At 44.1% G+C, this 20,072-nt stretch carries 16 protein-coding genes; 5 read left to right on the forward strand and 11 right to left on the reverse strand.

Going from position 1 to position 20,072, the window contains the following annotated elements; all coding sequences use genetic code 11:
- Positions 1 to 4: 4 nt before the first annotated feature.
- Genes AABK40_RS06080 through AABK40_RS06095 form a run of 4 tightly spaced genes read right to left on the reverse strand, consistent with a single transcriptional unit; the run spans position 5 to position 3,678 of the window.
- Positions 5 to 1,297 carry a metal ABC transporter permease gene (locus AABK40_RS06080; RefSeq protein ID WP_338397937.1) on the reverse strand — a complete coding sequence of 431 codons (1,293 nt, stop codon included), beginning with the start codon at positions 1,295 to 1,297 and terminating at the stop codon, positions 5 to 7.
- A gap of 5 nt (positions 1,298 to 1,302) precedes the next feature.
- A complete protein-coding gene (locus tag AABK40_RS06085) occupies positions 1,303 to 2,100 on the reverse strand; it encodes a metal ABC transporter ATP-binding protein (protein WP_332920529.1) in 798 nt (265 codons plus the stop codon).
- An 8-nt stretch (positions 2,101 to 2,108) separates the two neighbouring features.
- Positions 2,109 to 3,029, reverse strand: coding sequence for a metal ABC transporter solute-binding protein, Zn/Mn family (locus tag AABK40_RS06090; RefSeq protein WP_332920530.1), 921 nt, complete (start codon positions 3,027 to 3,029; stop codon positions 2,109 to 2,111).
- The gene (locus tag AABK40_RS06095) at positions 3,019 to 3,678 is read right to left on the reverse strand and encodes a metal-dependent transcriptional regulator (protein ID WP_332920531.1); all 660 of its coding nucleotides are present in this window, start codon (positions 3,676 to 3,678) and stop codon (positions 3,019 to 3,021) included. Before AABK40_RS06095 ends, AABK40_RS06090 begins: the two co-directional genes overlap by 11 nt.
- A 315-nt stretch (positions 3,679 to 3,993) precedes the next feature.
- Between AABK40_RS06095 and AABK40_RS06100 the strand changes: the two genes are divergently transcribed.
- The gene (locus AABK40_RS06100; RefSeq protein ID WP_332920532.1) at positions 3,994 to 5,517 is read left to right on the forward strand and encodes an AAA family ATPase; all 1,524 of its coding nucleotides are present in this window, start codon (positions 3,994 to 3,996) and stop codon (positions 5,515 to 5,517) included.
- A complete protein-coding gene (locus AABK40_RS06105; protein WP_332920533.1) occupies positions 5,510 to 6,931 on the forward strand; it encodes a VWA domain-containing protein in 1,422 nt (473 codons plus the stop codon). The genes AABK40_RS06100 and AABK40_RS06105 overlap by 8 nt, the downstream gene beginning before the upstream one ends.
- A 2-nt stretch (positions 6,932 to 6,933) precedes the next feature.
- Here the strand turns inward: AABK40_RS06105 and AABK40_RS06110 are convergent, their stop codons facing one another.
- On the reverse strand, positions 6,934 to 7,914 hold the full coding sequence (locus tag AABK40_RS06110; RefSeq protein WP_338397938.1) for a ComEC/Rec2 family competence protein: 981 nt from the start codon (positions 7,912 to 7,914) through the stop codon (positions 6,934 to 6,936).
- Between the two features lie 661 nt (positions 7,915 to 8,575).
- Between AABK40_RS06110 and AABK40_RS06115 the strand changes: the two genes are divergently transcribed.
- Positions 8,576 to 12,154: a hybrid sensor histidine kinase/response regulator gene (locus tag AABK40_RS06115; protein ID WP_338397939.1), complete on the forward strand. Its 3,579-nt coding sequence runs from the start codon at positions 8,576 to 8,578 to the stop codon at positions 12,152 to 12,154.
- Between the two features lie 52 nt (positions 12,155 to 12,206).
- On the opposite strand, the gene AABK40_RS06120 is transcribed toward AABK40_RS06115, so the two are convergent.
- Positions 12,207 to 12,641, reverse strand: coding sequence for a GNAT family N-acetyltransferase (locus AABK40_RS06120; protein WP_332920536.1), 435 nt, complete (start codon positions 12,639 to 12,641; stop codon positions 12,207 to 12,209).
- A gap of 112 nt (positions 12,642 to 12,753) precedes the next feature.
- Positions 12,754 to 13,710, reverse strand: a complete 957-nt coding sequence (locus AABK40_RS06125) for a PhoH family protein (RefSeq protein WP_332920537.1) — start codon at positions 13,708 to 13,710, stop codon at positions 12,754 to 12,756.
- Positions 13,711 to 13,796: 86 nt separating this feature from the next.
- Between AABK40_RS06125 and AABK40_RS06130 the strand changes: the two genes are divergently transcribed.
- Positions 13,797 to 14,582: an SAM hydrolase/SAM-dependent halogenase family protein gene (locus tag AABK40_RS06130; RefSeq protein WP_338397940.1), complete on the forward strand. Its 786-nt coding sequence runs from the start codon at positions 13,797 to 13,799 to the stop codon at positions 14,580 to 14,582.
- Positions 14,583 to 14,598: 16 nt separating this feature from the next.
- On the opposite strand, the gene AABK40_RS06135 is transcribed toward AABK40_RS06130, so the two are convergent.
- Positions 14,599 to 15,246 (reverse strand): class I SAM-dependent methyltransferase, encoded by a 648-nt coding sequence (locus tag AABK40_RS06135; RefSeq protein WP_338397941.1) that lies wholly within the window; start codon positions 15,244 to 15,246, stop codon positions 14,599 to 14,601.
- Between the two features lie 94 nt (positions 15,247 to 15,340).
- On the opposite strand from AABK40_RS06135, the gene AABK40_RS06140 reads away from it, so the two are divergent.
- Entirely contained in the window at positions 15,341 to 15,913 is a 573-nt protein-coding gene (locus AABK40_RS06140) for a thioredoxin family protein (protein ID WP_338397942.1), read from the forward strand.
- 162 nt (positions 15,914 to 16,075) lie between these two features.
- On the opposite strand, the gene AABK40_RS06145 is transcribed toward AABK40_RS06140, so the two are convergent.
- The 3 genes from AABK40_RS06145 to AABK40_RS06155 all read right to left on the reverse strand — a co-directional run bounded on the left by AABK40_RS06145 (position 16,076) and on the right by AABK40_RS06155 (position 20,042).
- Entirely contained in the window at positions 16,076 to 17,866 is a 1,791-nt protein-coding gene (locus AABK40_RS06145; RefSeq protein WP_338397943.1) for a T9SS type A sorting domain-containing protein, read from the reverse strand.
- A 265-nt stretch (positions 17,867 to 18,131) separates the two neighbouring features.
- Positions 18,132 to 18,920: a PASTA domain-containing protein gene (locus AABK40_RS06150; protein ID WP_332920542.1), complete on the reverse strand. Its 789-nt coding sequence runs from the start codon at positions 18,918 to 18,920 to the stop codon at positions 18,132 to 18,134.
- Between the two features lie 36 nt (positions 18,921 to 18,956).
- A complete protein-coding gene (locus AABK40_RS06155; RefSeq protein ID WP_338397944.1) occupies positions 18,957 to 20,042 on the reverse strand; it encodes a D-alanine--D-alanine ligase family protein in 1,086 nt (361 codons plus the stop codon).
- Between the last annotated feature and the right edge of the window lie 30 nt (positions 20,043 to 20,072).

A 20,072-nucleotide genomic window follows, 5' to 3' on the forward strand; every position in this document is an offset into this window, starting at 1 on the left:
CAGCTTAATGGTAAGGGATTTCTTCATCGTGAGGGTCACGGTCGGGGAAGTCGAGTTTTTCTTCCAGCCGTTTTTCCAGCTCAGGTGTGATAACATGCTCCATTGTTTCAGCACTGTCATGCACGTGGTCAGGGTCGAGGTTCAGGTAAGTGGTAAGGTACACTTCCCAAAGTCGGTGCAGTTTCACAACCCTTTTGGCCCTTGCCACCCCTTCGTTACTCAGTCGGAAGCCTTTCTTTTCATTGATCAGGTAGCCGTCTTTTTGAAGGGAACGAAGTCCTTTTTTTAGTTTCCGAAGGCCCAGATTCGGGCGAATTTCCAATAATGCTTCCGCGCTGTAATGCTTTTTAATGTCCTCTTTGTTTTTTCCCAAATAGAAAAATGACTTGAGAATATTCTCCGTCAGGATTTTGTGCTGGTTTTCATACTGCCTGCGGAGTTTAAAAATGATGCCTCGATTTGGCGCAAATAAAATGGAAATCAGGGCAATTGTGGTCGCGATGACTACGATCCACGGGCCTGTTGGCATGCTGGGAGCCACGTAGGAAATCATGGCGCCACTGAATCCCGAAAATGCACCGAAGAGGGTGGCGAACCAAACCATCTTAGGCAGGTGATCGGTCCAGTATCGGGCCGCTGCAGGTGGCGTAATCAGCATTGCTGCCATCAGCACAACTCCCACGGCTTGTATGCCAATCACCACCGCCAAAACAGTGAGTGAGGTCAGTAAAAGCTCCAGCCATTTTACGGGCAGGCCTGTGGCGGAAGCAAAATCCCGATCGAAGGCAATTAAGGTGAGCTCTTTGAAAAACAGTAATATCAGTGCCATAATGGCCAGTCCGACCGTCAGGAAGATGATCAAGTCGGAGCCGACCAAAGAGGCCGCTTGTCCGAAAAGAAAATGATCCAGCCCCGACTGATCAGCATAGTCACCATGCTGAATGAAAGTCATCAGCAAAATGCCGAAACCAAAAAACACTGACAGGACCAGAGAAATGGCCGTGTCTTCCTTGATTTTTGAATGCTGACTGATGAAATTAATCAGCTGAAGGGAAAGCCACCCTGTGGTAAAAGCACCAATGATCAGGTAAATAGGGTTTTTTACGCCCGTCAGTAAAAAAGCCAAACATACCCCAGGCAAGACCGCATGTGCAACGGCATCACCGATCAGGGCCTGCTTTTTCAGAAAGGTGAAACAGCCCACCAAAGCCGAGGAGGCGGTCAGGATGATGGCTCCGAGGGTTACCATCCGAACACTTGGATCCTGAAAGGAAAGAAATTCTAAAAGCGCTTCCATAGTTGTTAATTTTCACGGTTAGGGAAGGCCTGGTTTTTCAGTTCCTGAGAAAGGTCGGTCAGTAAAGAAAGGTTACCGCCATAGGTTTCTGCTACAATCTCATTGGTCAGTACCGATTTTGTTGGTCCTGAAGCCACCAGTCGGGTGTTAAGCAGGATAATCCAGTCGAAATATTTTTGGGCGGTTTGTAAATCATGGTGCACTACAATGACTGTTTTGCCCTTTTTTGTCATCTCCTGCATCAGTTCAACGATGGCTTTTTCGGTGGCCATATCTACCCCCACGAAGGGTTCATCCATAAAATACAGATCGGCATGTTGTGCCAGTGCACGGGCAAGAAAAACCCGCTGCTGTTGGCCGCCGGAAAGCTGAGAGATCTGGCGGTGGGCAAAATTCTCCATATTCACTTTATGCAGGCATTCCATGGCAATGTCGAGGTCGGCTTTTCTTGCGCGGCTGAACAGCCCAATCTTGGCGTACCTGCCCATGAGCACCACATCTTTTACCAATGCGGGGAAGTCCCAGTCAACAGTACCACGCTGGGGCACATAACTGATACGGTCACGAACTTCATCGAGCTTTTTATCGAACATTTTGACGTACCCACTGGCCATAGGTAGAAGGCCCATCATGGCTTTGATTAAGGTGGATTTTCCAGCGCCATTAGGCCCCATAATGCCCACAACAGCTCCTTTTGGGAGGCTCAGGTCAATATCCCAAAGTACGGGTTTACGGTCATAGGTAACGGTTAAATCGTGGACTTCCGTTACGGGATTTTCTACGTGATATATTTTTTTGCTCATAGTGGTTGCTATTTGAGTGCCTGAACAATTGTTTTTAAATTGGCGCGCACCATGCCGAGGTAAGTTCCCTCGGGGGTGCCTTTTTCGCCCATGGCATCGGAGTACAGGCTGCCTCCGATTTTCAGTTGGTGCCCCTTTTGCTGGCAGGCCTCAACAACAGAAGAAATCGCTTTGGGAGAAACCGAAGATTCTACAAAGATGGCTTTGATGTTTCTTTCGATAATAAAATTAACCAAATCGACACGGTCACGAAGACCAAACTCCGACAGGGTTGAAATGCCCTGCAGTCCGCGCACTTCTATACCATAGGCTTTGCCAAAATAGCCAAAGGCATCGTGGGCGGTGATCATGACCCGCTGTTGTGCAGGAATCTGTTGAATCTCGCGCAGGATTTGCTGGTGTAATGCCTGCATGTCCTTGCGGTAACTGGCTTCGTTGGTTTCGATCATCGAAGCCCAGTCAGGGTATTGTTTTTTTAGGGCAAGTGCAGCTTCCTGTACAGCGATATCCCAGATGGAGAGGTCGAACCAGATATGCGGGTCGTGCAGGTCGGTGTCGTCGATGCGCAACAGTTTGTGTTCAGGAATCGATTGTGCCAAAGCGACGACGGGGCGGCTTCTGCTGAGTTTTTCAAGCACTTCGCCCATTTTTCCTTCAAGGTGAAGCCCATTATAAAAAATCAGGTTGGCACGAGCCAGCCGGTCAATATCGCCATGGGTCGCTTTATAAAGATGGGGGTCCACGCCAGGGCCCATCAGCGAGATGACATTCGCGCTGTCCTGCACAAGTTGCTTAACCGCATCGGCAATCATGCCTGTGGTACAGACAATATTTTGCTTGCCATTATTCATCTCAGGATGACGGTCACAGGCGGAAAAAAAAAGGAGGCTGATTGTTCCTGCAAGCAGGAGAAGGGTGTTATTTTTCACTCACGTAAATGTTTTTTGCGACTTCTTCGGAAATATATAATGTGCGATCGCTAAGAATAATTTCAAGGGAATTATCAAAAGGTATTCGTTCCTTAATCATGATATCGGCATTGATGCTCGCCTTAATCTTGTCGAGGTATTGTAAAAATAAAGGGTTGTTTTCTTTTACCGCAGCAATCACCGAAGGGGTGTTGACCTTCAGTTCGGAAAGCAGAATTTTTGGAATATCTTTGATATTTCCTTCTGCATCTGGGATTGGGTCACCGTGAGGGTCTTGTTTAGGGTAACCTAAAAATTGATCCAATCGGCTGATGAGCAGGGCGGAGTCAATGTGCTCCAGTTGCTCGGCCACCTCATGCACCTCGCTCCAGGTAAAATTAAGGTGCTTGACCAAAAATACCTCCCATAAGCGGTGCTTCCGAATGACCAGCAAAGCGATGTTCATCCCACTTTCAGAAAGCGTTGCCCCCTGGTACTTTTTATAATGAATCAGGGCCTTATTCGACAGCTTTTTCAGCATATCGCTCACCGATGCGGGTTTGGTTTTAGTCAACTCTGCGATCGAGGTGGTACTGACCCCCTGTGGTGTTTCGAGTTGTAACTGATATATTGCTTTAAGATAATTCTCCTCTACAAAACTTAAATCCATACTGTTGTTGCGGTTATTATGGGGGGTAATTTAATATTTAGATTGATCTAAAAAAAAGTTTAGTCAATAAAATAATATGGTTCGTAATTCAGTTTTGAATAATCTTTGATTGTAAGAAGTTTTGTTGTAATTTTTATTGGAAATGTCAGCTATTTTTCCATCAGAATAGTTAAGAACCTATCAAGGGAACACAACTGATTTCGATAATTATATATCTTTGAATAATTATCTATCAAAATGTGAATTAGAATATTTTTAGATGTACGTTTGAGCCTCGTTTAAACCTATATCTTATAACTTCATAACAATTACCATATGCTTATTCGTGATCGGATAAAAAAGATTTTGGAAGTCATAGGTGACGGCATGTTTGAAAAAGAGGAGGTCACCTCTTTGGGCGTGCTTTCGGCTATCGCAGGAGAGAGTATTTTCATGTTAGGCCCTCCTGGTGTTGGAAAAAGTATGATTGCCAAGCGGCTGAAGCATGCTTTTAAAGAGGGGCGATCTTTTGAGTATCTCATGAATAGGTTCTCCACCCCTGATGAAATTTTCGGACCTATTTCCATCAAAAAACTCAGTAAAGAAGATAAATACGAACGCATGACGGAAGGCTACCTGCCTGGTGCCACGGTGGTGTTTTTGGATGAGATCTGGAAGGCAGGACCAGCAATTCAGAATGCTTTATTGACGGTGCTGAATGAAAAGATTTATCGCAACGGGGACAAAGAAATTAAAGTGAAACTCCAGGCCTTGTTTTCGGCCTCCAATGAGTTGCCGGAAGAAAATAGCGGTCTTGAGGCTTTATGGGATCGTTTTCTGATTCGATGTTTCGTAGATCGGATTCTTGATGAAGAGAATTTTTACCGAATGCTCACCGAGCCCCATACCTCCAATAGCGTTGTGCTCGAGGAGTCTCTGGTTATTCATCAGGATGAAATCACAGAATGGGACCTGGCCATTGAAAAGGTGCGCCTGCCCAAGAATATTTTATTAACCCTGACGACCATCCGTAAAACCATTGCCAAGCATGGGCAAGGGTTGAAGGAAGGCGAATCTCCACTTTATGTATCTGACCGTCGCTGGGCAAAAATTGCACGTCTGCTGAAAACCTCAGCATTCCTGAACGGTAGGGAGGAAGTCAACCTTGCGGATTGCTTGCTGATATCGCCCTGCTTGTGGAGTAAGCCATCGGAAATTGAATTGACAAAAAAGTGGGTTTCCCAGGCAATTTTTAAGGTAGGTTTTCCTGCAGAATTTAAAATTCCTTTGGTGGAGGCGCAAATTAATTCTTTCCGAAGTGAAGTCATGGAGCAGGCTTTTGAGGTGAAGCTCATGGTAGAGAATGTGCCGCAGGTGATTAACGGGCAATACCATACTGTAATGGAGTTTCCGGGTTTCCACAAGAATATTCTTGCCGAGGATTTTGAGTTGCTCAGCGGATCAGTTCAGGAAATTACCCTGTATTCAACCGCTGGAGGCGAGCAGACCTTCAAGGCGTCAAAGATTTCCAATATTGAAATAGAGATCGAGATCAAAAATCATTTTCAGCGTTTTACGCTGGTGAATATTGAGGAAACGGTAGAGAAGCATATTCGAAAGAAGGTTTCTCCAGCGACGATTGAAATTCTCAATAAACAAAAAGCAGACATTCTGACTTATTTGGACAAAGTGGCCACAACACTGGTGGAAGTTCGGGAAACAGGTAAAGACCATGAATTGTCTTCGATCTTCCTGACCAAAAAACAAACCCAGGCCATGGATTTCAATTTACAGATGATCATGAAGGAAATTGTTTCACGCAAGACCGAGGTAGAAAAGATAGGAATGCAGTATGCCTGATTTTAAAACGCAGTTAGAGGAATTTAAGCTTTTTGGACGCTTTGGGAGCGAAGCACAACGCACCGACCTGGTGGCTTACATGGAGGCTATATGTAGCAATAAGCCCTATGAAGGAGGCGAGTTGTCGGAACACCTGACGGGCCCGATCAAAGAGGTTTTGGATACCCCTGGGCTGCAAGAATACATGCTTGGGCATGCTGATTTTCAGAATTACGTGTTGTTGGAAATCATTCAGCAACTCGATGCTAAATCTGTTCATAATATCGAGCGGGGGATCAAAAGGCATAACCGCTGGAAGCGGGTGTCTTCCGAGGTATGGTATAAGTTTTTGGAATTTCTGAATCATATTTTCGCCTCTTCGGTTTTTGATATGAATCATCGGGTGTTGGGTACCATTGAGGTTAAGAAGCTGAAAGGGAAAATTACCAAGAAAGGCGATTTTACCAAAAACACCAATTCACTGATTCAGACTTTGCGCCAAAATCTGATTCCGCATTGGTCCTCCGAAAGTGGGCAATGGAAGGATGTTCCTTTTGATCTGTTGGCGAAGTATGAGTCACAGATGCAAAATCATAAGGCATTGGATGAGCTGGTGGCTAATTTGGGACGTATGGATCGTGCCATGACGCAGTCAACGTTCAAAGAAGTGGAGGAAACGGAAATCCCCTCACTGGTGAAAAATCCGATTAAAGATAAGGAAGAAATCAAGGGAATAACACAAGGGGATGATTTGCCCTATGTGTTGCCTGGAGAAATAGCATTGCTGGGGCAGCCAGAAACCGAAGACCTATTTTATCAGCGGTTTGTGGAAAAGAAGTTGCTGGAATTTGACCTGATCGCCGATGCGAACAATGATGCCAACAACAAAAAGAAGGCGCCAAAATCCAAAAGTGAAGACGGTAAAGGGCCTATTATTTTGTGTGTGGATACCAGTGCCTCAATGATGGGGAAGGTGGAAGAAGCTGCCAAAGTGATCTGCCTGGCCATGATGAAGCGGGCTTTGGTGGATCATCGCCCATGTTATGTGGTTGCTTTTTCCCAAAAAATTGAAGTGCTTGAATTGAGCGGCGTCAGTGATGAAATTGAGGTCTTATTACAATTCCTGAGTATGTCGTTCCATGGTGGTACCGATGTTGGGGAAGCCTTAAATGCATCCCTTGAACTGATGAAAAACCAGAAGTTTCACAAAGCCGACATGATCATGCTGACGGATGGTAAAATCCCGATGATTGATCCTGGCTTGCGATCTCGTTTGCTGAATGCCAAAACTCGAGGGAATCGTTTTTTCTCGATTATCATTGCTGGGACAGCTTATGAAAATGTACATTTTCCAAGCTTTACGGCAAACTGGCGCTATAACCCCATGAATGGGGATGGTTTTCAGCATATGGTGGAGGAGCTTCGGAAATTGTAAACTTAAAGGTCGTCTTCGATCTGATGAATATCAATGGAATCAGCCGTTAGCGGTTGGTTCCATTTGTGTTTTAGATAGGGGCTAAGGCACAATACCAATCCCAGGGCAATTCCCCAATTACACCATTTTTTTCGGTAACCCCAGAAACCAATCAGCGATAGGGCAATCAGCCAAAAGCCCAGCACCATCATTTCGTCGAAATATTGAATGCGATGCATCGCGAAAGGCTGTTGAGCCAAATATTCCAAAAAGCGTTCATGTTGTTCAATAATATAGCTCAGCCACTGGCCAAGGGGTTTGGCGATGACAGAGAGCGGACTGATCACGATCATTAGCCAGCCTGCTACAAAGAAAAATGGAATACTGATACTGACTAAATAATTGGTCAGGAATCCCCAGTTAGAAACCTCCTTGAAATAAAACAGGATAAGTGGAAGGGTAAATACTTGTGCGCAGCAACCTACAAGTGGAATGCTGACAAGTACCTTGGTGATCCTGCCTTTAAAGTGTCGGAAAAGTGGAGGAAATAACCAGCCAATTCCCAACACAGCCAAAGAGGATAACTGGAAGCCTAAATCAAACAGTAGATTTGGTGAAAAAATCAGTAATAAATAGCAGGTCCAAAGTAAAGCATTCAGCAGGTTAAATTGTCTGCCTGATATTTTAGCAAAAAGGAAAATCATTGTCATTCCTACCGCACGATAAACGGAGGCGCGATCTCCAACGATATAGCAGAAAGAAAAGAGGAAAATCATTATGAGGAGCGCCTTGGGCCATGGCAAATAGCGTTTTTTCGGATTGATTTGAAGTAAGAAAAAACAAAAGCCCAAAACGATACCGACGTGCATTCCGGATACCGCCAAAGTGTGGGCAATACCAGTTTGCCGATAACGGTTTTTGATGGTGTCGGTATGTTGGTTGTGCCCCGCCCAGCACAAAGGGGCTAAAAGTCCTATGGCTTTTGGTGTGATATTTTTCCCCAAAAGATCGTTTAATAAGTTTTTTATTCTCTCATTTTTTATATTGGTTGTTGGGCTGGAAGTGTAAGCTATGTAGCTATAATTATTGTGTTTTTTGTGCTCCAGTAAAATTTCAACGCTTGAGTTTAATGGCGGTTTTTGTTGCGTAATTTCTAAAAAACATACTTCATTTTTAGGAATCCATTGTTTTTTGAATGTTTCAGTACTTTTAAAATAACCTGTTTTACCTTTGAATTTAAAAAAGTGACCTTTCAAGATCAGCTGTTGTTCAGCTGAAATTTTCGCATCAGATTGTTGGGTAAAAGGGATCAACAGGCTAACCGAAACACAAAGCAATATTTTTGGCCACTTTGTCGCTTTTTTTAGGAATAGCCATGATGTAAGAAAAATCACTAAAATCAATAAAAACGCAATACTATGAATTAAATCGATGGTTTTCGACCCTATTATTCCTAAAATTAAGCTGAAAAGTAAAACAGATATCTGTGTTGTCCTCATTATTAGATAGTTAATTTTCTGTGTTTACGAGGGCGTGATGAAAATGGCATATTTGGCATTAAATTTTAGGAAGTTATGTTTTATAGACTTTTCGATTCATTCCAAAAAAATATATAGTGATATTGTACCAAAGTATTTATCTATAATACTTGTGGAATCAGCGTTTATGAGTCAGTCAATTAATCCGAAGGTGAAAAATAAGGAGGTCCTTGAATTTTTGCTCTCCTCACCAGAGAGAGAGGATTTGCTGTCCTTTATTGTAAAGGAATTGGTTGGTTCGCTGAATCATAAAGTGACAGGTAAGAGCCTGCTTTATGTTGATACCGAAGACCAGTCGCTGGTGCACTTTTGCACCATGACAGAGGATTTTGATCTGGCGGGACGCTATTGGGATGCTTTAAGCCTGATTCAAACAGACATCAAAAAGCATCAAAAGCACATTCCACTTTATACGCCTTTTGATACCACAACTTGCAAGGCAGACCCACTCTTTAGTTCACTCGCAGATCTTCACATGCCTTACCATTTGCTGGCGCTTCCCCATCAGGGGTGTGGTATGTTATTGCTCGTGTTATTTTATCAAACCCCAAGCTTAGCTGTTCATGTCCCTGAATCTGACCTGCATTTCCGTTTTTTGGTAGAACGGCTTGTCGGTATTTTTCATAAAGAGCGAGCGAAGTCTGTGGGTGTTGACCTTCGTGCTGTCCCTAAGCGAAAGACCTCCACTTTAGGGATACTGGTGATTAACCGACAGGGAATCATCCAGAATTTTAATCCTATCGCCAAGAAATTACTTGGGTTGGAAGAATCTCCACTTGGCCTGTCAGTGCTTCGATTTACCCCCGTTCGACTTCGGGATAAGCTGATTGCCATTTTCCTGAATAAGAACAGGAGTCAGAATCACTTCGAGGAGGTTGAATACTACTCTCCGCTGATCATCAATCAACAGCAGACCACTACCAACTTACGATGGTGTTTAAATTGCTCCTTTCAGGGAAATCAGGAATTGATTTTGATTGAGATCGAGAACCCTGGCAATATTGAAAATCCCCAAAGTTTTCTTAACGGCAACTTCAAGCTGATGCGGAAGTTGCTCGAGAATATTCCCGGAAGTATAGGGGTGATAAATTTCCGGGAGAACTTTCTGGAATTTCCCGATGATGGGATTTTGAAGAAAATGGGTTATCTCCAAATTGCTTCCGATATCGATATGATTGAATTTGTATCGAAGGTGATTCATCCTAAGGATGCTGCCTGGTGGAGCAACCTGATTCGTCAGTTTAACATTAATCAGCCCAATGAGAAGATCGTTGAGTTCAGGGAAGAAAAAGGCAATTACCTTCAGGTGTTGTTGAAGTTCGTGCCTTTTCAGTTAGAGGATGAACCTTTCGGAGAAAATGCCCTGGTACTTGCTATGGATGTTTCTCATTATTTTGATTCAGAAAAATCATCAGAAACAACCTTGGATACGCCCGAAATTTTGCCACTTTCGTCGGGTTACGGCTCATGGCAGTGGTCAAGAGCGGAAGGTTTGCGGGTGTGTTCAACTTTGGCAAGCCAGTTAAAAATGCCTATTGACGATCGCTATGATTTTCATGAGCTTGACCATTGGCAACGATTCTTTTCAAAAAAGTCACTGATTAGTCTTCAGCAATTGATAGATCGGGTAGTGGCAAGAAAAGGTCGTCGTTTTCGGTTGCATCTGCCAGCGATTTTGGCGGATGGCAGTCAGGTATTATTGGATATCAGAGGGGAAATTGATCAATTTTCAGATCAGTCTTATTATTATAGAGGGATCGCTTTACAGGAATCATTGGTGAACGAAGTGCTGACCGCAACGCCGCCTGTGTTGCAGTCAGACCTGTTTTCTATACAGGACTTTCCTTTGCCAATCTGTGAGACGGATGAATTTTTAAATATCACGGATAAAAATACGAGCTTTGACCGTTGGTTTGATGTGTCGATAGATAGTGCTTTGACTGATGTTGTAGAAGTGGGCAGTAAAAGCTTGAAGTCGTATTTTGCTGATGCCATAAAAAATCATGAGGAGTTCTTCAGCCTTCAGCTTAGTTTTAGCATGCGAGGAGATCGTTTGTCTAAAATTGATCTTTCCGCTTTGCTGCAATTTGATGCCAATCAAAAGTTTTTGCGTGCGGTGATAACTTTCGCTCATGCCCACGAGGCAATGATGGAAAAATTTGAAACTCGCGAACAGGAACTGAAAGAATTGAAGGCCAGTCAGGAGGATTATTTCTCGAAAATTGCTCATGAGTTGCGGAACCCCATCAATGGGATTATGGGCTTGAGTGAGCAGTTGCTTCGATCAAAAATGCCTGAGGATGACAAAGCGGGTATTCGCCATATTTATTTCAGTGCGCAAATGGTGTATAATTTGTCGAATGACCTATTAGACCTTTCGAAGGCCAAGTCGGGGATGGTGAAGTTGGAGTACCGTGATTTTGATTTCTTCCAACTGATTCAGATTCTTGAGCGCACCATTAAAAATCAAAAGCATAATTACAATAATGAACTGAGCTTTCATATTGCAGAAAATATTCCGCAGTATATCAACAGTGATGCCCTAAGGCTCAATCAGATCTTATTGAACCTGCTCTCGAATGCCCACAAGTTTACGCTTGGTGGTAAGGTGTCGCTGGAAGTTGAAATGGCGGGAACGGAGGAAAGTCCCAAGCTGAAATTTATCGTTCGGGATTCTGGTATTGGGATTCCCAAAAGTCAGATCTCCAAAATATTTGACCCTTACCGACAGGCAACAAGAGATGTAACCCGTCGTTTTGGTGGGACAGGTCTGGGGTTGTCGATTACCAAAAGTCTGGTGAGCGTATTCAATGGCGAAATATCGGTAGAATCGATAGAGGGAGTAGGGACGACCTTTGAGGTGATTTTGCCTTACCGACCTTGTAAAGCGCATCGTATAGAGAGCCCGCAAGCGTCGAGCAGCTGGTCGAGCTTGAAAGGGCTGAAGGTGCTTTATGTAGAGGATTCTGTGGTGAATCAGTTTTTGATGAAGAAAATATGCGATCAGGAAGGGATCATTCTTCGTACCACGGCTTCGGGTTTAAATGCCATGGAAATTATTAAGTTTGATACCAATTACAATATCGTGCTGATGGATCTGAGCCTGAGCGATATTACTGGTTTCGAGGCCACACAGGGGATTCGTTCCCTGGGAACAAAATATCATGCGAACATTCCTATCGTAGCACTGACAGCAAGTACCAAAGATGATTTGGGGCAGAAAGTGATTAAGGCAGGGATGAACGATATACTGCTGAAGCCCTTTTCAAAAGAGCAAGTGTATCTTGTATTTGCAGAATATGCGCTGCCATTTAAAGGATTGAAAAAATCCATGCACCTTGAGCCCGTTCAGCACCTGCAAAAAAAGGTGATTGATTTTGAACGAATGAAGACGGTATTCACGCAAGAGGATGAATTTAGTGGTTTTATTGGAGTGGTTATTCGTGAATTTGAAGACGCTAAAGAAGATTTGATCGACAGTTTGAGTACGCAGGATGCAGTGATCTTTCATAAAGTGATGCACAAACTCAAAAGTAGTCTGGATGTCTTTCAGATGGAGGAACTTAAAGCCTATCGGGATAGTATTCAGGAGGTTTTAAGCAAAGGAGAGCAGCTGTCGGTAGTACAAAAGTCAAATTTTGAAAGTGCCTATTCTAATGTGTTGGAGGAGTTGAATAATACGATGGGTGCATTGTTTACAAAATAAGGCGGGTGGTTCCCAATAAAAAAGAGGTCAGTAAAATTTACTGACCTCTTTTTTATTCTTTAATCATTAGAAAATGTTTTTGCTGATTTTTAATGATCGATTCCTCTTTTTTGTTAAATCCCAAGGTTTGGTATAATGGAACGGCCTCTTCCGAGGCAAACAAATAAATGGGGAAACCTGCGGTATTCGGGTTGCATTGTATATCCTCAAGCACGGCAACACTCATGGCTTTGCCGACCCCGCATCCTCGGAACTTCGCAAGCACGGCAAATTTCTCAAGCCTGATGCCCATTTCTGCAAAGCGCCACCTTGCCGACCCACAAAAGGTGCCATCCTCATCATGCGCAATGAAGTGTTCAGAGACCTGCTCAAATTCATCCACTTCATCTTCAAAGCGGCCACCTCTTTCGTCAACAAAAACCTGTTCTCGAATGGCAAGGGCTTGAATAACTCCTTCAGGAGTTGAAACTTTATTTACCTTTATCATAACTGATGGTCTATCAAAATAGAATTATGTCCCCGAAATTTTTCGTTCCGTTTAAACTGATAAATAAAGAATATTATTGTTAGAATCAAAAATGATTTTTAACTTTTTGATTTTATGACCTTGTTTTTTGTTGGTCTTCAAATTGATCGTAAGCGCGGATAATGTGTTTTACCAACTTATGACGAATAACATCTGAAGCCTGTAAGCGCACCACGCCAATACCTGAAATACCTTCGAGAATTTTTAACGATTCTTTTAGTCCAGATTTCTGTTTCAACGGTAAATCTACTTGCGATTCATCACCTGTAATGATCACTTTGGAGTTTTGCCCCATCCGTGTCAGGAACATCTTAATTTGCATCGGTGTGGTATTTTGCGCCTCATCCAAAAGAATAAAAGCATCTTTTAAAGTTCGGCCACGCATATACGCCAAAGGTGCAATTTCGATGATATTGTTTTCCTGAAAAATCTTGAGTTTTTCTGCAGGAATCATATCATGCAGGGCGTCGTAAATCGGACGTAAATAGGGGTCAAGCTTTTCCTGAAGATCGCCAGGTAGGAAGCCCAGATTCTCACCTGCCTCCACGGCTGGTCGGGTAATAATGATCTTTTTGACCTCCTTATTTTTGAGGGCTTTCACCGCCATAGCCACAGAAATATAGGTTTTTCCTGTTCCTGCAGGGCCTAAAGCGAAAACCAGATCATTCTTTTTTACCGTATCAACCAAAGTTTTTTGGTTCTCTGTCCGTGCTTTGATCGTGATGCCTTTGGTGCCGAAAAGTACCGCGTCATTTTTCAGATCTGTAAAGACGGGCTGGTTTTCAGAAAGGTAATCTTTGACGACCTCAATGGTGATTTTGCCGTATTTTTTATGATGATTAATCAGCATATTGATCAAGTCATTGATCCTGAGGATCTCATGGCCTTTGCCTTTAATGCGGATTTCGTTGCCCCTTGAGACGATCTGTGCATCTGGAAATGCACTACTGATTTCGTTCAGGTTCAAATTAGCGACTCCGAGGATGTCAACAGGGGAGAAGCCTTCTAAGGTTATTACTTTTTCAATCAATGGCTAATTGAGTTTAAAATTTGCGAATCAAGTCTATTGACGTATTTTTGCCCTATTACAAAGCTAATGATTTTTTTGATTCAATTATGGGACTGATAACATTCTTGTCAGATTTTGGTGTTAGTGATCACTATGTAGCGGCGGTAAAAGCGCGAATACTACGAGTGAACCCTGAGGCGAAGATCGTAGATATAACCCACCAGATAAAGCCATTTGATATTATTCACGGCTCCTACGTGCTTGGTGCTGTTTTTCGGGATTTCCCCGAAGGCACGGTGCATTTGTTTGGTGTAGATTCTTTTTCCACTGCCACTACGCGCCACATAGCAGTAAAGCTTGAAGGGCATTATTTTGTTGGGCCAGATAACGGTTTATTGAGCCTGATCAGTGAAGAGGCCCCCAAAGGGATGGTGGCATTGGAGCTTGAAGACGGGCTTTCTTCAGCCTTTCCGTTGAAGGAAATTTGTGCGGCAGCGGCGGCGCGCCTTTCGTTGGGTGAAGCACTGCCAAAAGTAGGGACTTACACTTCGGGACTGGAAAGATTTATCAGCAGAAAACCACGCCTGACCAGCGATCAGATTATTGGGCATGTTTTGCACGTGGATGGTTATGGAAATTTGGTGACCAATATCAGTAGGGAAGATTTTGAGAAGCGTACTGCCGGCCGAAAATATACCATCAGGGTGGCGCGTGAGCGATTCAAGGAGGTGCATCAGGCCATAAGTGATGTCGATTACGGGGACTGCTACCTGATCTTCAACAGCCGAAATGTGCTGGAGGTGGGGATCAATAAAGGGAATGCTTCCCAGTTATTGGGGCTTCATTTTGAGAGCCTGATCAGTGTGCAATTTGAAGAAGAGGAAGCGCAATAGAAAAATAGGGGAGAGGTTATGGTTTCTGAAAAATGAACATTTGCCTCTCGTAGCCTTTATCAGTAAAATAAAAAATGGGGGGAAGAACGTTGAGCTTTGCTTTATGGGCGATCTGGTGCATTTCGGCGGCTGTGGGCTGTTCTGCGCGTAGTACGCCCCATTGCTGACGTAAAATCAGCCGTTGGTCAGACTCATAATCGCCCACTTTTTGAACTTTTTTCGCTGGAAGGTCGATAAAAAACCGGCCATTTTTTTTCAGTGATTTGCTGAAATGGGTTATTCGTTCAATTTTTTCATCATAGGAAAATTCCATGATCCCCGACCACAGCCACAGGAATACATCCGTATCGGGTAAATTCAGGTTGGTCATCAGGTCAGCGCAATCAGTCGGGGTGCCGTGTCCGAGGTGGGCATTGGCATAATCCGCAAAGCGCTGCGTGCGTTCAATGCCCAATAGCTTGTTGCTGAACCCCAGGGCGCGCAATCGGTACAAACTTCGGCCATAGCCAGAACCGAGCTCTACAATTTGCTGGGCATCTTTAATTTGCTCAAAGATGGTCTGTATATCTATACCACTACTAAAACCCGTGATTTCCGCAAAATTCTGCAGTTGTTCCACTTCCATTTCCTCATAAAATGGGCGGTTTAGTAAGTTTAAAGACATATTTAGTTAATTTTATGGTATAGATTGCGTCTGTAGATTTACAAACTTATTAAAAGATAATAAACAAGCACATCAATTTAAAATATATTTGAAGATGAAGAATCAGATTATTTTGGGTATCGTCCTTTTCGTGTTTGCGATGGGCAATACAGCTTTTGCCCAGAAGCAACATAAAAATACAAAAGATGGTATTCAGTGGATGACTTTCGAGCAGGCGATTAAAGCCAATGAAAAGGAACCAAAGAAAATTATGATTGATTTATACACTGACTGGTGTGGCTGGTGTAAAAAAATGGATAAAACCACCTTTGAACATCAGGAGGTCGCAAAGTTTATCAATGAGCATTATTATGCCGTGAAATTTGACGCTGAGCAGCGTGAGGACGTCAATTATAAAGGACATACCTTCAAGTTTGTTCCCAATGGACGCAAAGGCTACAATGAGCTTGCCGCAGCACTCACAGGCGGGAAGATGAGCTATCCGACGATCGTATTCATGGTTCCTGTGGAGGACGCTGCTGAACTGACGCCTATCCCTGTTCCAGGTTACCGCGGACCGAAGGAGTTTTATCAGCTGGCAGATTTTATTGCTCAGGAGGCTTATAAAGATAAAACAAAGACTTTGGAGGATTTCTCGAAAAGTCATCCTGTTTCTTTTAAGGATTAATGTTACAGCAGGAGTGATCAGTCGGATTGTTAAGGACTGAACGCTGTTGATTTCAGGTACCTCAGGAAGATTTATTTCTTCATATCAGGTTGCCGTTAGGAATTCCTACTGATGCTAAAAAAAGCTCGATCGTTATTGATCGAGCTTTTTTTATGGTGCTTTCTATCGGTGAATGATCAGTTTGTCAGTCATCCATTGCCCGTGAAGTTTATATTTTATCAGGTACAAGCCTGGCGTTGTATTGTCAAAGATGATCTCCGTTCGGTGTCCATCATAATGTTGATCGAACTGAATTCGATGGCCTGAAACATCAAACAATTGAATGCCCTCAAGTTCTGCATCAATATACACCTTGCCTATATTTGGGTTGGGGTAAAAGCTGTGGTGAATTTGCGGAAGCTCGTTGTCCAGCGGAGGAACCTGATTGCTTTTCAGGAACTGAAGCCTGATCATCAAAGCACCTTCAACATCCTGATTTTGTACCCACTCGCCATTGGTATTGAAATACATTTGGTCGCCTGCATCATGGTTTTTATCGAGCCCTACGGGGATACGGTCATTGGAGCTTTGCTGGTAACCTACATAAATATCGCCGTTAACCGCTACCGAGCCCACATTGTAAGTTGTGAAAGGCTGCTCGAGGGTACCTGGTGTGGTGGTTACTGTTCTGGTAACGATCGGGTCGTCGTTCAGGTCGCGCCAAATTTTCAGAGTGATCGGTTGCCCTCCCTGTGCGAAGCCCTCACTTCGCCAGTTGATTTGTACGGCGGTGAGAACGTCATTGGTCGGCACATTGAATTTGTAAGCCAGCTGCCCTTGTTGTTGTGCAATTCCTGCAGCATATTCCGCCTCGCCATCATCATAGGCCAGAATGTTGTCAATCACGGTATAACTGACTGTCGTGTCGTTCATCTTCAGGTCGATGCTGTCCGCATAAACATTTCTTCCGAAGGCATCCTGATACCGCACCAGCAGGGTGTCGTTAGAGGATATTTCACATTTCATGGCCAGGTAAAGCGAGTCTGAATTGTAGGCCAGCAGCTTGTCGGGGTCAAGGGTGGTGCTTTCAAAATCTTTGAAGGTAAAACCGTTGATAAGCCCCAGCGAGGTGTTCAGGTTGGTCTGCTCAATCACCTGATTGGCGATGGTGTCTATGACTTCAAAAGTATAGGAAACCAATTGTGTCTGGTTGTTGTGATTATAGGCCTGCACCTTACTGCCTTGTATAAAAGTATCAGGATCTGTTTTGAATTGCTTCATAGGGATCATGGTGTAAGGAGTGAATGGGCTCGAAGGTTTTTTGGTCAGGGTTCTGTCCACATAGGCCTGATCGTTGACCGTTGGATTTTCAGGGTTTTCGAGGAAACGTCGCTGATCCAAATGCACATAATTCAACAGCCAGTTATCGAAAGCGCCAGACTGGTTGCCATAAGCCTGAATTTTAAATCGGAAGCCTTCATGTAAGAATGCGGTGTCCACTTTTACCGCAAACATTCTAAATTGTTGGGTAGACAGGCGCGGATCGCTGCCGTCAATTTCCCAAATATCGTCATAGGTGCCTTCTTTTTCGAGGAATGAAATAATCAGTCGATCCCTGCCATTGGGCGCGTTGGCCAATCCTTTAGGCTGAAGGAAGAAAGTCAGGTAAGTGCTGTCGGCGGGTAATACCTGCGATAAATCGATGGCCTTGGAAGTCAGGGCGTCCGTAGGGCCATAGGCGATACCGTTGGTGTTGTAGGGTACGCCACTTGCGTCAACGCCATCAAAAACCATCACCTGGTAACTCGGGCTATTGATGTCAATGCCAGAGCGCACGGTAACTTTCTGTTCATCTTCCCACCAATGCGGATTCGGCAGGTGGTCGCTTTGCGAAACATCATCAAAGAAAGGCAGCTGAAGCGTATCGGAAGAGCTCATGGCAAGGCGTGCATGATTTGCTTGTTGCGCTTTCATCAGGGGCCATTGCTGGATTTGAGCGTGAAGTTGATGAATGCCAAAAAATGAAATGAGAAAAAGAGCCTTTAAATATTTATGCATGGTATAGGAGGATTCAAAAATCAAACGGCTTAAATATACTGAAATGCCTATGGAATCAGTATTTTTTTATGGAAAAAGAGCAGGGGTGGGCGGAAATAGCACAAAAAAACACCCTCCACAAAATGAGAAGGGTGTTTCCTGGTACCCGCGGAAAACCGCTGTTTTAAGAGGCGGCGTACGGTTAAAAGGTACTTACACTGTCGGCTTGTTCAACAACGGGTGTTACCCACAAGTCAATTTCCTGTCCGACATGTACTTTTTCGTTTTCAGCAGGGCGTTGCTGTTGCACCACATAATCCAGCGAATCATAACGCTCACGTGGCTTAATATTGCCCACTTTCAAAGAAGCGCCTTTGATGGCCAGCTCCACTTCATCCAATGGTCTGCCAACATAGTCCTCGACCTCAAAGGTGCGTTTGCCATATCCATCACCAACCACAAGGTCGATCGTCGATCCCTTGGCAATTAAAGTTCCTGCTTCCACAGGGCTTCCTTTATATTCCTGTTTCAGGACGGCATTTTCCGCCAAATCTGGCTCATAAGTGATTTCTCCCATTTTCAGCTTTAGGCTGTTCAGCACAATCTGCGCATTGGTCAGGGAGCCATCCACCAAATTAGGCATCGGTACCTTCGGCGGGTTCATGGCATTGAGGGTGAGGTAAATTTTTCTGTCGGATTTCACCTTTGTGCCTGGCTCAGGAAATTGCTTGATGACTGCCAAAGGTGGCAGGTCGGCAGAAAATCCAGAATCAGCATCCACCTCAAAGCGCAACGAACGGGCGGAAAGCTCTGTTTTCAAATCACTGAAATTACGCTCCACCACATTGGGTACCGTAACGGTTTGGCCGTGTTCGGTAATATTGGGAAGGTAATAATAGAAATAGCCGATCAACAGGGCTGACCCCAAAGCACCAAGAACTACCCAGTGCAGCAGGATGTCAAGGAAAGATTTAGGCTTAAAAAAAGACATATTTTTGTGTTTTTATGGAAGGGTTTATCCCTTGAATTATTTCGTGAAAGCGGACTCAAAGTGAGTCTCTTGCTGATGGGCCTGCTGGCTGCGTTTCATTGCCATGGCAATCAGCTGATTGATAAGCGCAGGATAACTGATGCCCGAATGTGCCCATAATGAAGGGAACATTGATACATCCGTAAAGCCAGGAATCGCATTGATTTCATTCACCAGCACGCGGCCATCGTTGGTGTAGAACAGATCGGCACGGGCGAAATCATTACACTGAAGGGCTTTGAAAGCCGCCACGCAATGTGCCATCATTTCCTGATGGGTACTTTCTGGAAGATCAGCAGGGACCTGAATTTTGGCACCTTCAGGATCTACATATTTCGCCTCAAAAGTATAGAAAGCATGTTTGGGATTGATGATCACTTCCCCTGCATAAGATGCGCGGGTATCCTCGTTGCCAATAATGCCACATTCAAGCTCACGGCCAACCACAAATTCCTCGATCAGCAGCAGGTTGTCGTATTTAAAGCCCTCGGCAATCGCTGTTTTGAAGGATGATTCATCGGTGATTTTTGTAACCCCGACAGACGACCCCAAATTGGCAGGCTTGGCAATGCAAGGCAAGCCGAGGTGTTCTTTCACCGCCTGAAAAGTGATCTCTTCTTTTTGATCTTTGCGGAAAGCCAAATATTTGGCGACAGGAATATGATTCGCCTCAAGGAGGTGTTTGGTAATGACCTTGTTCATGGTTACTGAAGCCCCAAGGACGTCGACGCCCACGCATGGCAGACGTAAAATTTTCAGTAAACCCTGCACGCTGCCATCTTCACCATCCGTGCCGTGAAGCACTGGGAAAACCACCTGCAGGCGAACAGCCTCCTGCGTATCAGTATTCAAAAGGAAAGGGTCTGAAGGATCAACATTGAGTTGAACATTACCTGTTGGGGCAAAGGGCTGGTCTGGGGTCATGCCAAGGTGCCAAGCGCCTTTTTTGTCGATACCGATAGGGAATACATTGTACACCGAACGGTCGATATTTTTTAGAACATTGGTAGCGGATTTGAGCGAAATTTCATGCTCAACAGATCTGCCACCAAACAGAACGCCAACGTTTAATTTATCCTTCATTGATTATAATTTCATTTTATATTATTGCCC

The organism is Persicobacter psychrovividus (assembly GCF_036492425.1).
Lineage (GTDB): Bacteria > Bacteroidota > Bacteroidia > Cytophagales > Cyclobacteriaceae > Persicobacter > Persicobacter psychrovividus.

Bases quoted from the DNA above. Each gene is read 5' to 3' on its own strand.
- AABK40_RS06080 (WP_338397937.1), bottom strand. From the start codon at position 1,297: ATGGAAGCGCTTTTAGAATTTCTTTCCTTTCAGGATCCAAGTGTTCGG.
- AABK40_RS06085 (WP_332920529.1), bottom strand. From the start codon at position 2,100: ATGAGCAAAAAAATATATCACGTAGAAAATCCCGTAACGGAAGTCCAC.
- AABK40_RS06095 (WP_332920531.1), bottom strand. From the start codon at position 3,678: ATGGATTTAAGTTTTGTAGAGGAGAATTATCTTAAAGCAATATATCAG.
- AABK40_RS06100 (WP_332920532.1), top strand. From the start codon at position 3,994: ATGCTTATTCGTGATCGGATAAAAAAGATTTTGGAAGTCATAGGTGAC.
- AABK40_RS06105 (WP_332920533.1), top strand. From the start codon at position 5,510: ATGCCTGATTTTAAAACGCAGTTAGAGGAATTTAAGCTTTTTGGACGC.
- AABK40_RS06115 (WP_338397939.1), top strand. From the start codon at position 8,576: ATGAGTCAGTCAATTAATCCGAAGGTGAAAAATAAGGAGGTCCTTGAA.
- AABK40_RS06120 (WP_332920536.1), bottom strand. From the start codon at position 12,641: ATGATAAAGGTAAATAAAGTTTCAACTCCTGAAGGAGTTATTCAAGCC.
- AABK40_RS06130 (WP_338397940.1), top strand. From the start codon at position 13,797: ATGGGACTGATAACATTCTTGTCAGATTTTGGTGTTAGTGATCACTAT.
- AABK40_RS06135 (WP_338397941.1), bottom strand. From the start codon at position 15,246: ATGTCTTTAAACTTACTAAACCGCCCATTTTATGAGGAAATGGAAGTG.
- AABK40_RS06140 (WP_338397942.1), top strand. From the start codon at position 15,341: ATGAAGAATCAGATTATTTTGGGTATCGTCCTTTTCGTGTTTGCGATG.
- AABK40_RS06145 (WP_338397943.1), bottom strand. From the start codon at position 17,866: ATGAAAGCGCAACAAGCAAATCATGCACGCCTTGCCATGAGCTCTTCC.
- AABK40_RS06150 (WP_332920542.1), bottom strand. From the start codon at position 18,920: ATGTCTTTTTTTAAGCCTAAATCTTTCCTTGACATCCTGCTGCACTGG.
- AABK40_RS06155 (WP_338397944.1), bottom strand. From the start codon at position 20,042: ATGAAGGATAAATTAAACGTTGGCGTTCTGTTTGGTGGCAGATCTGTT.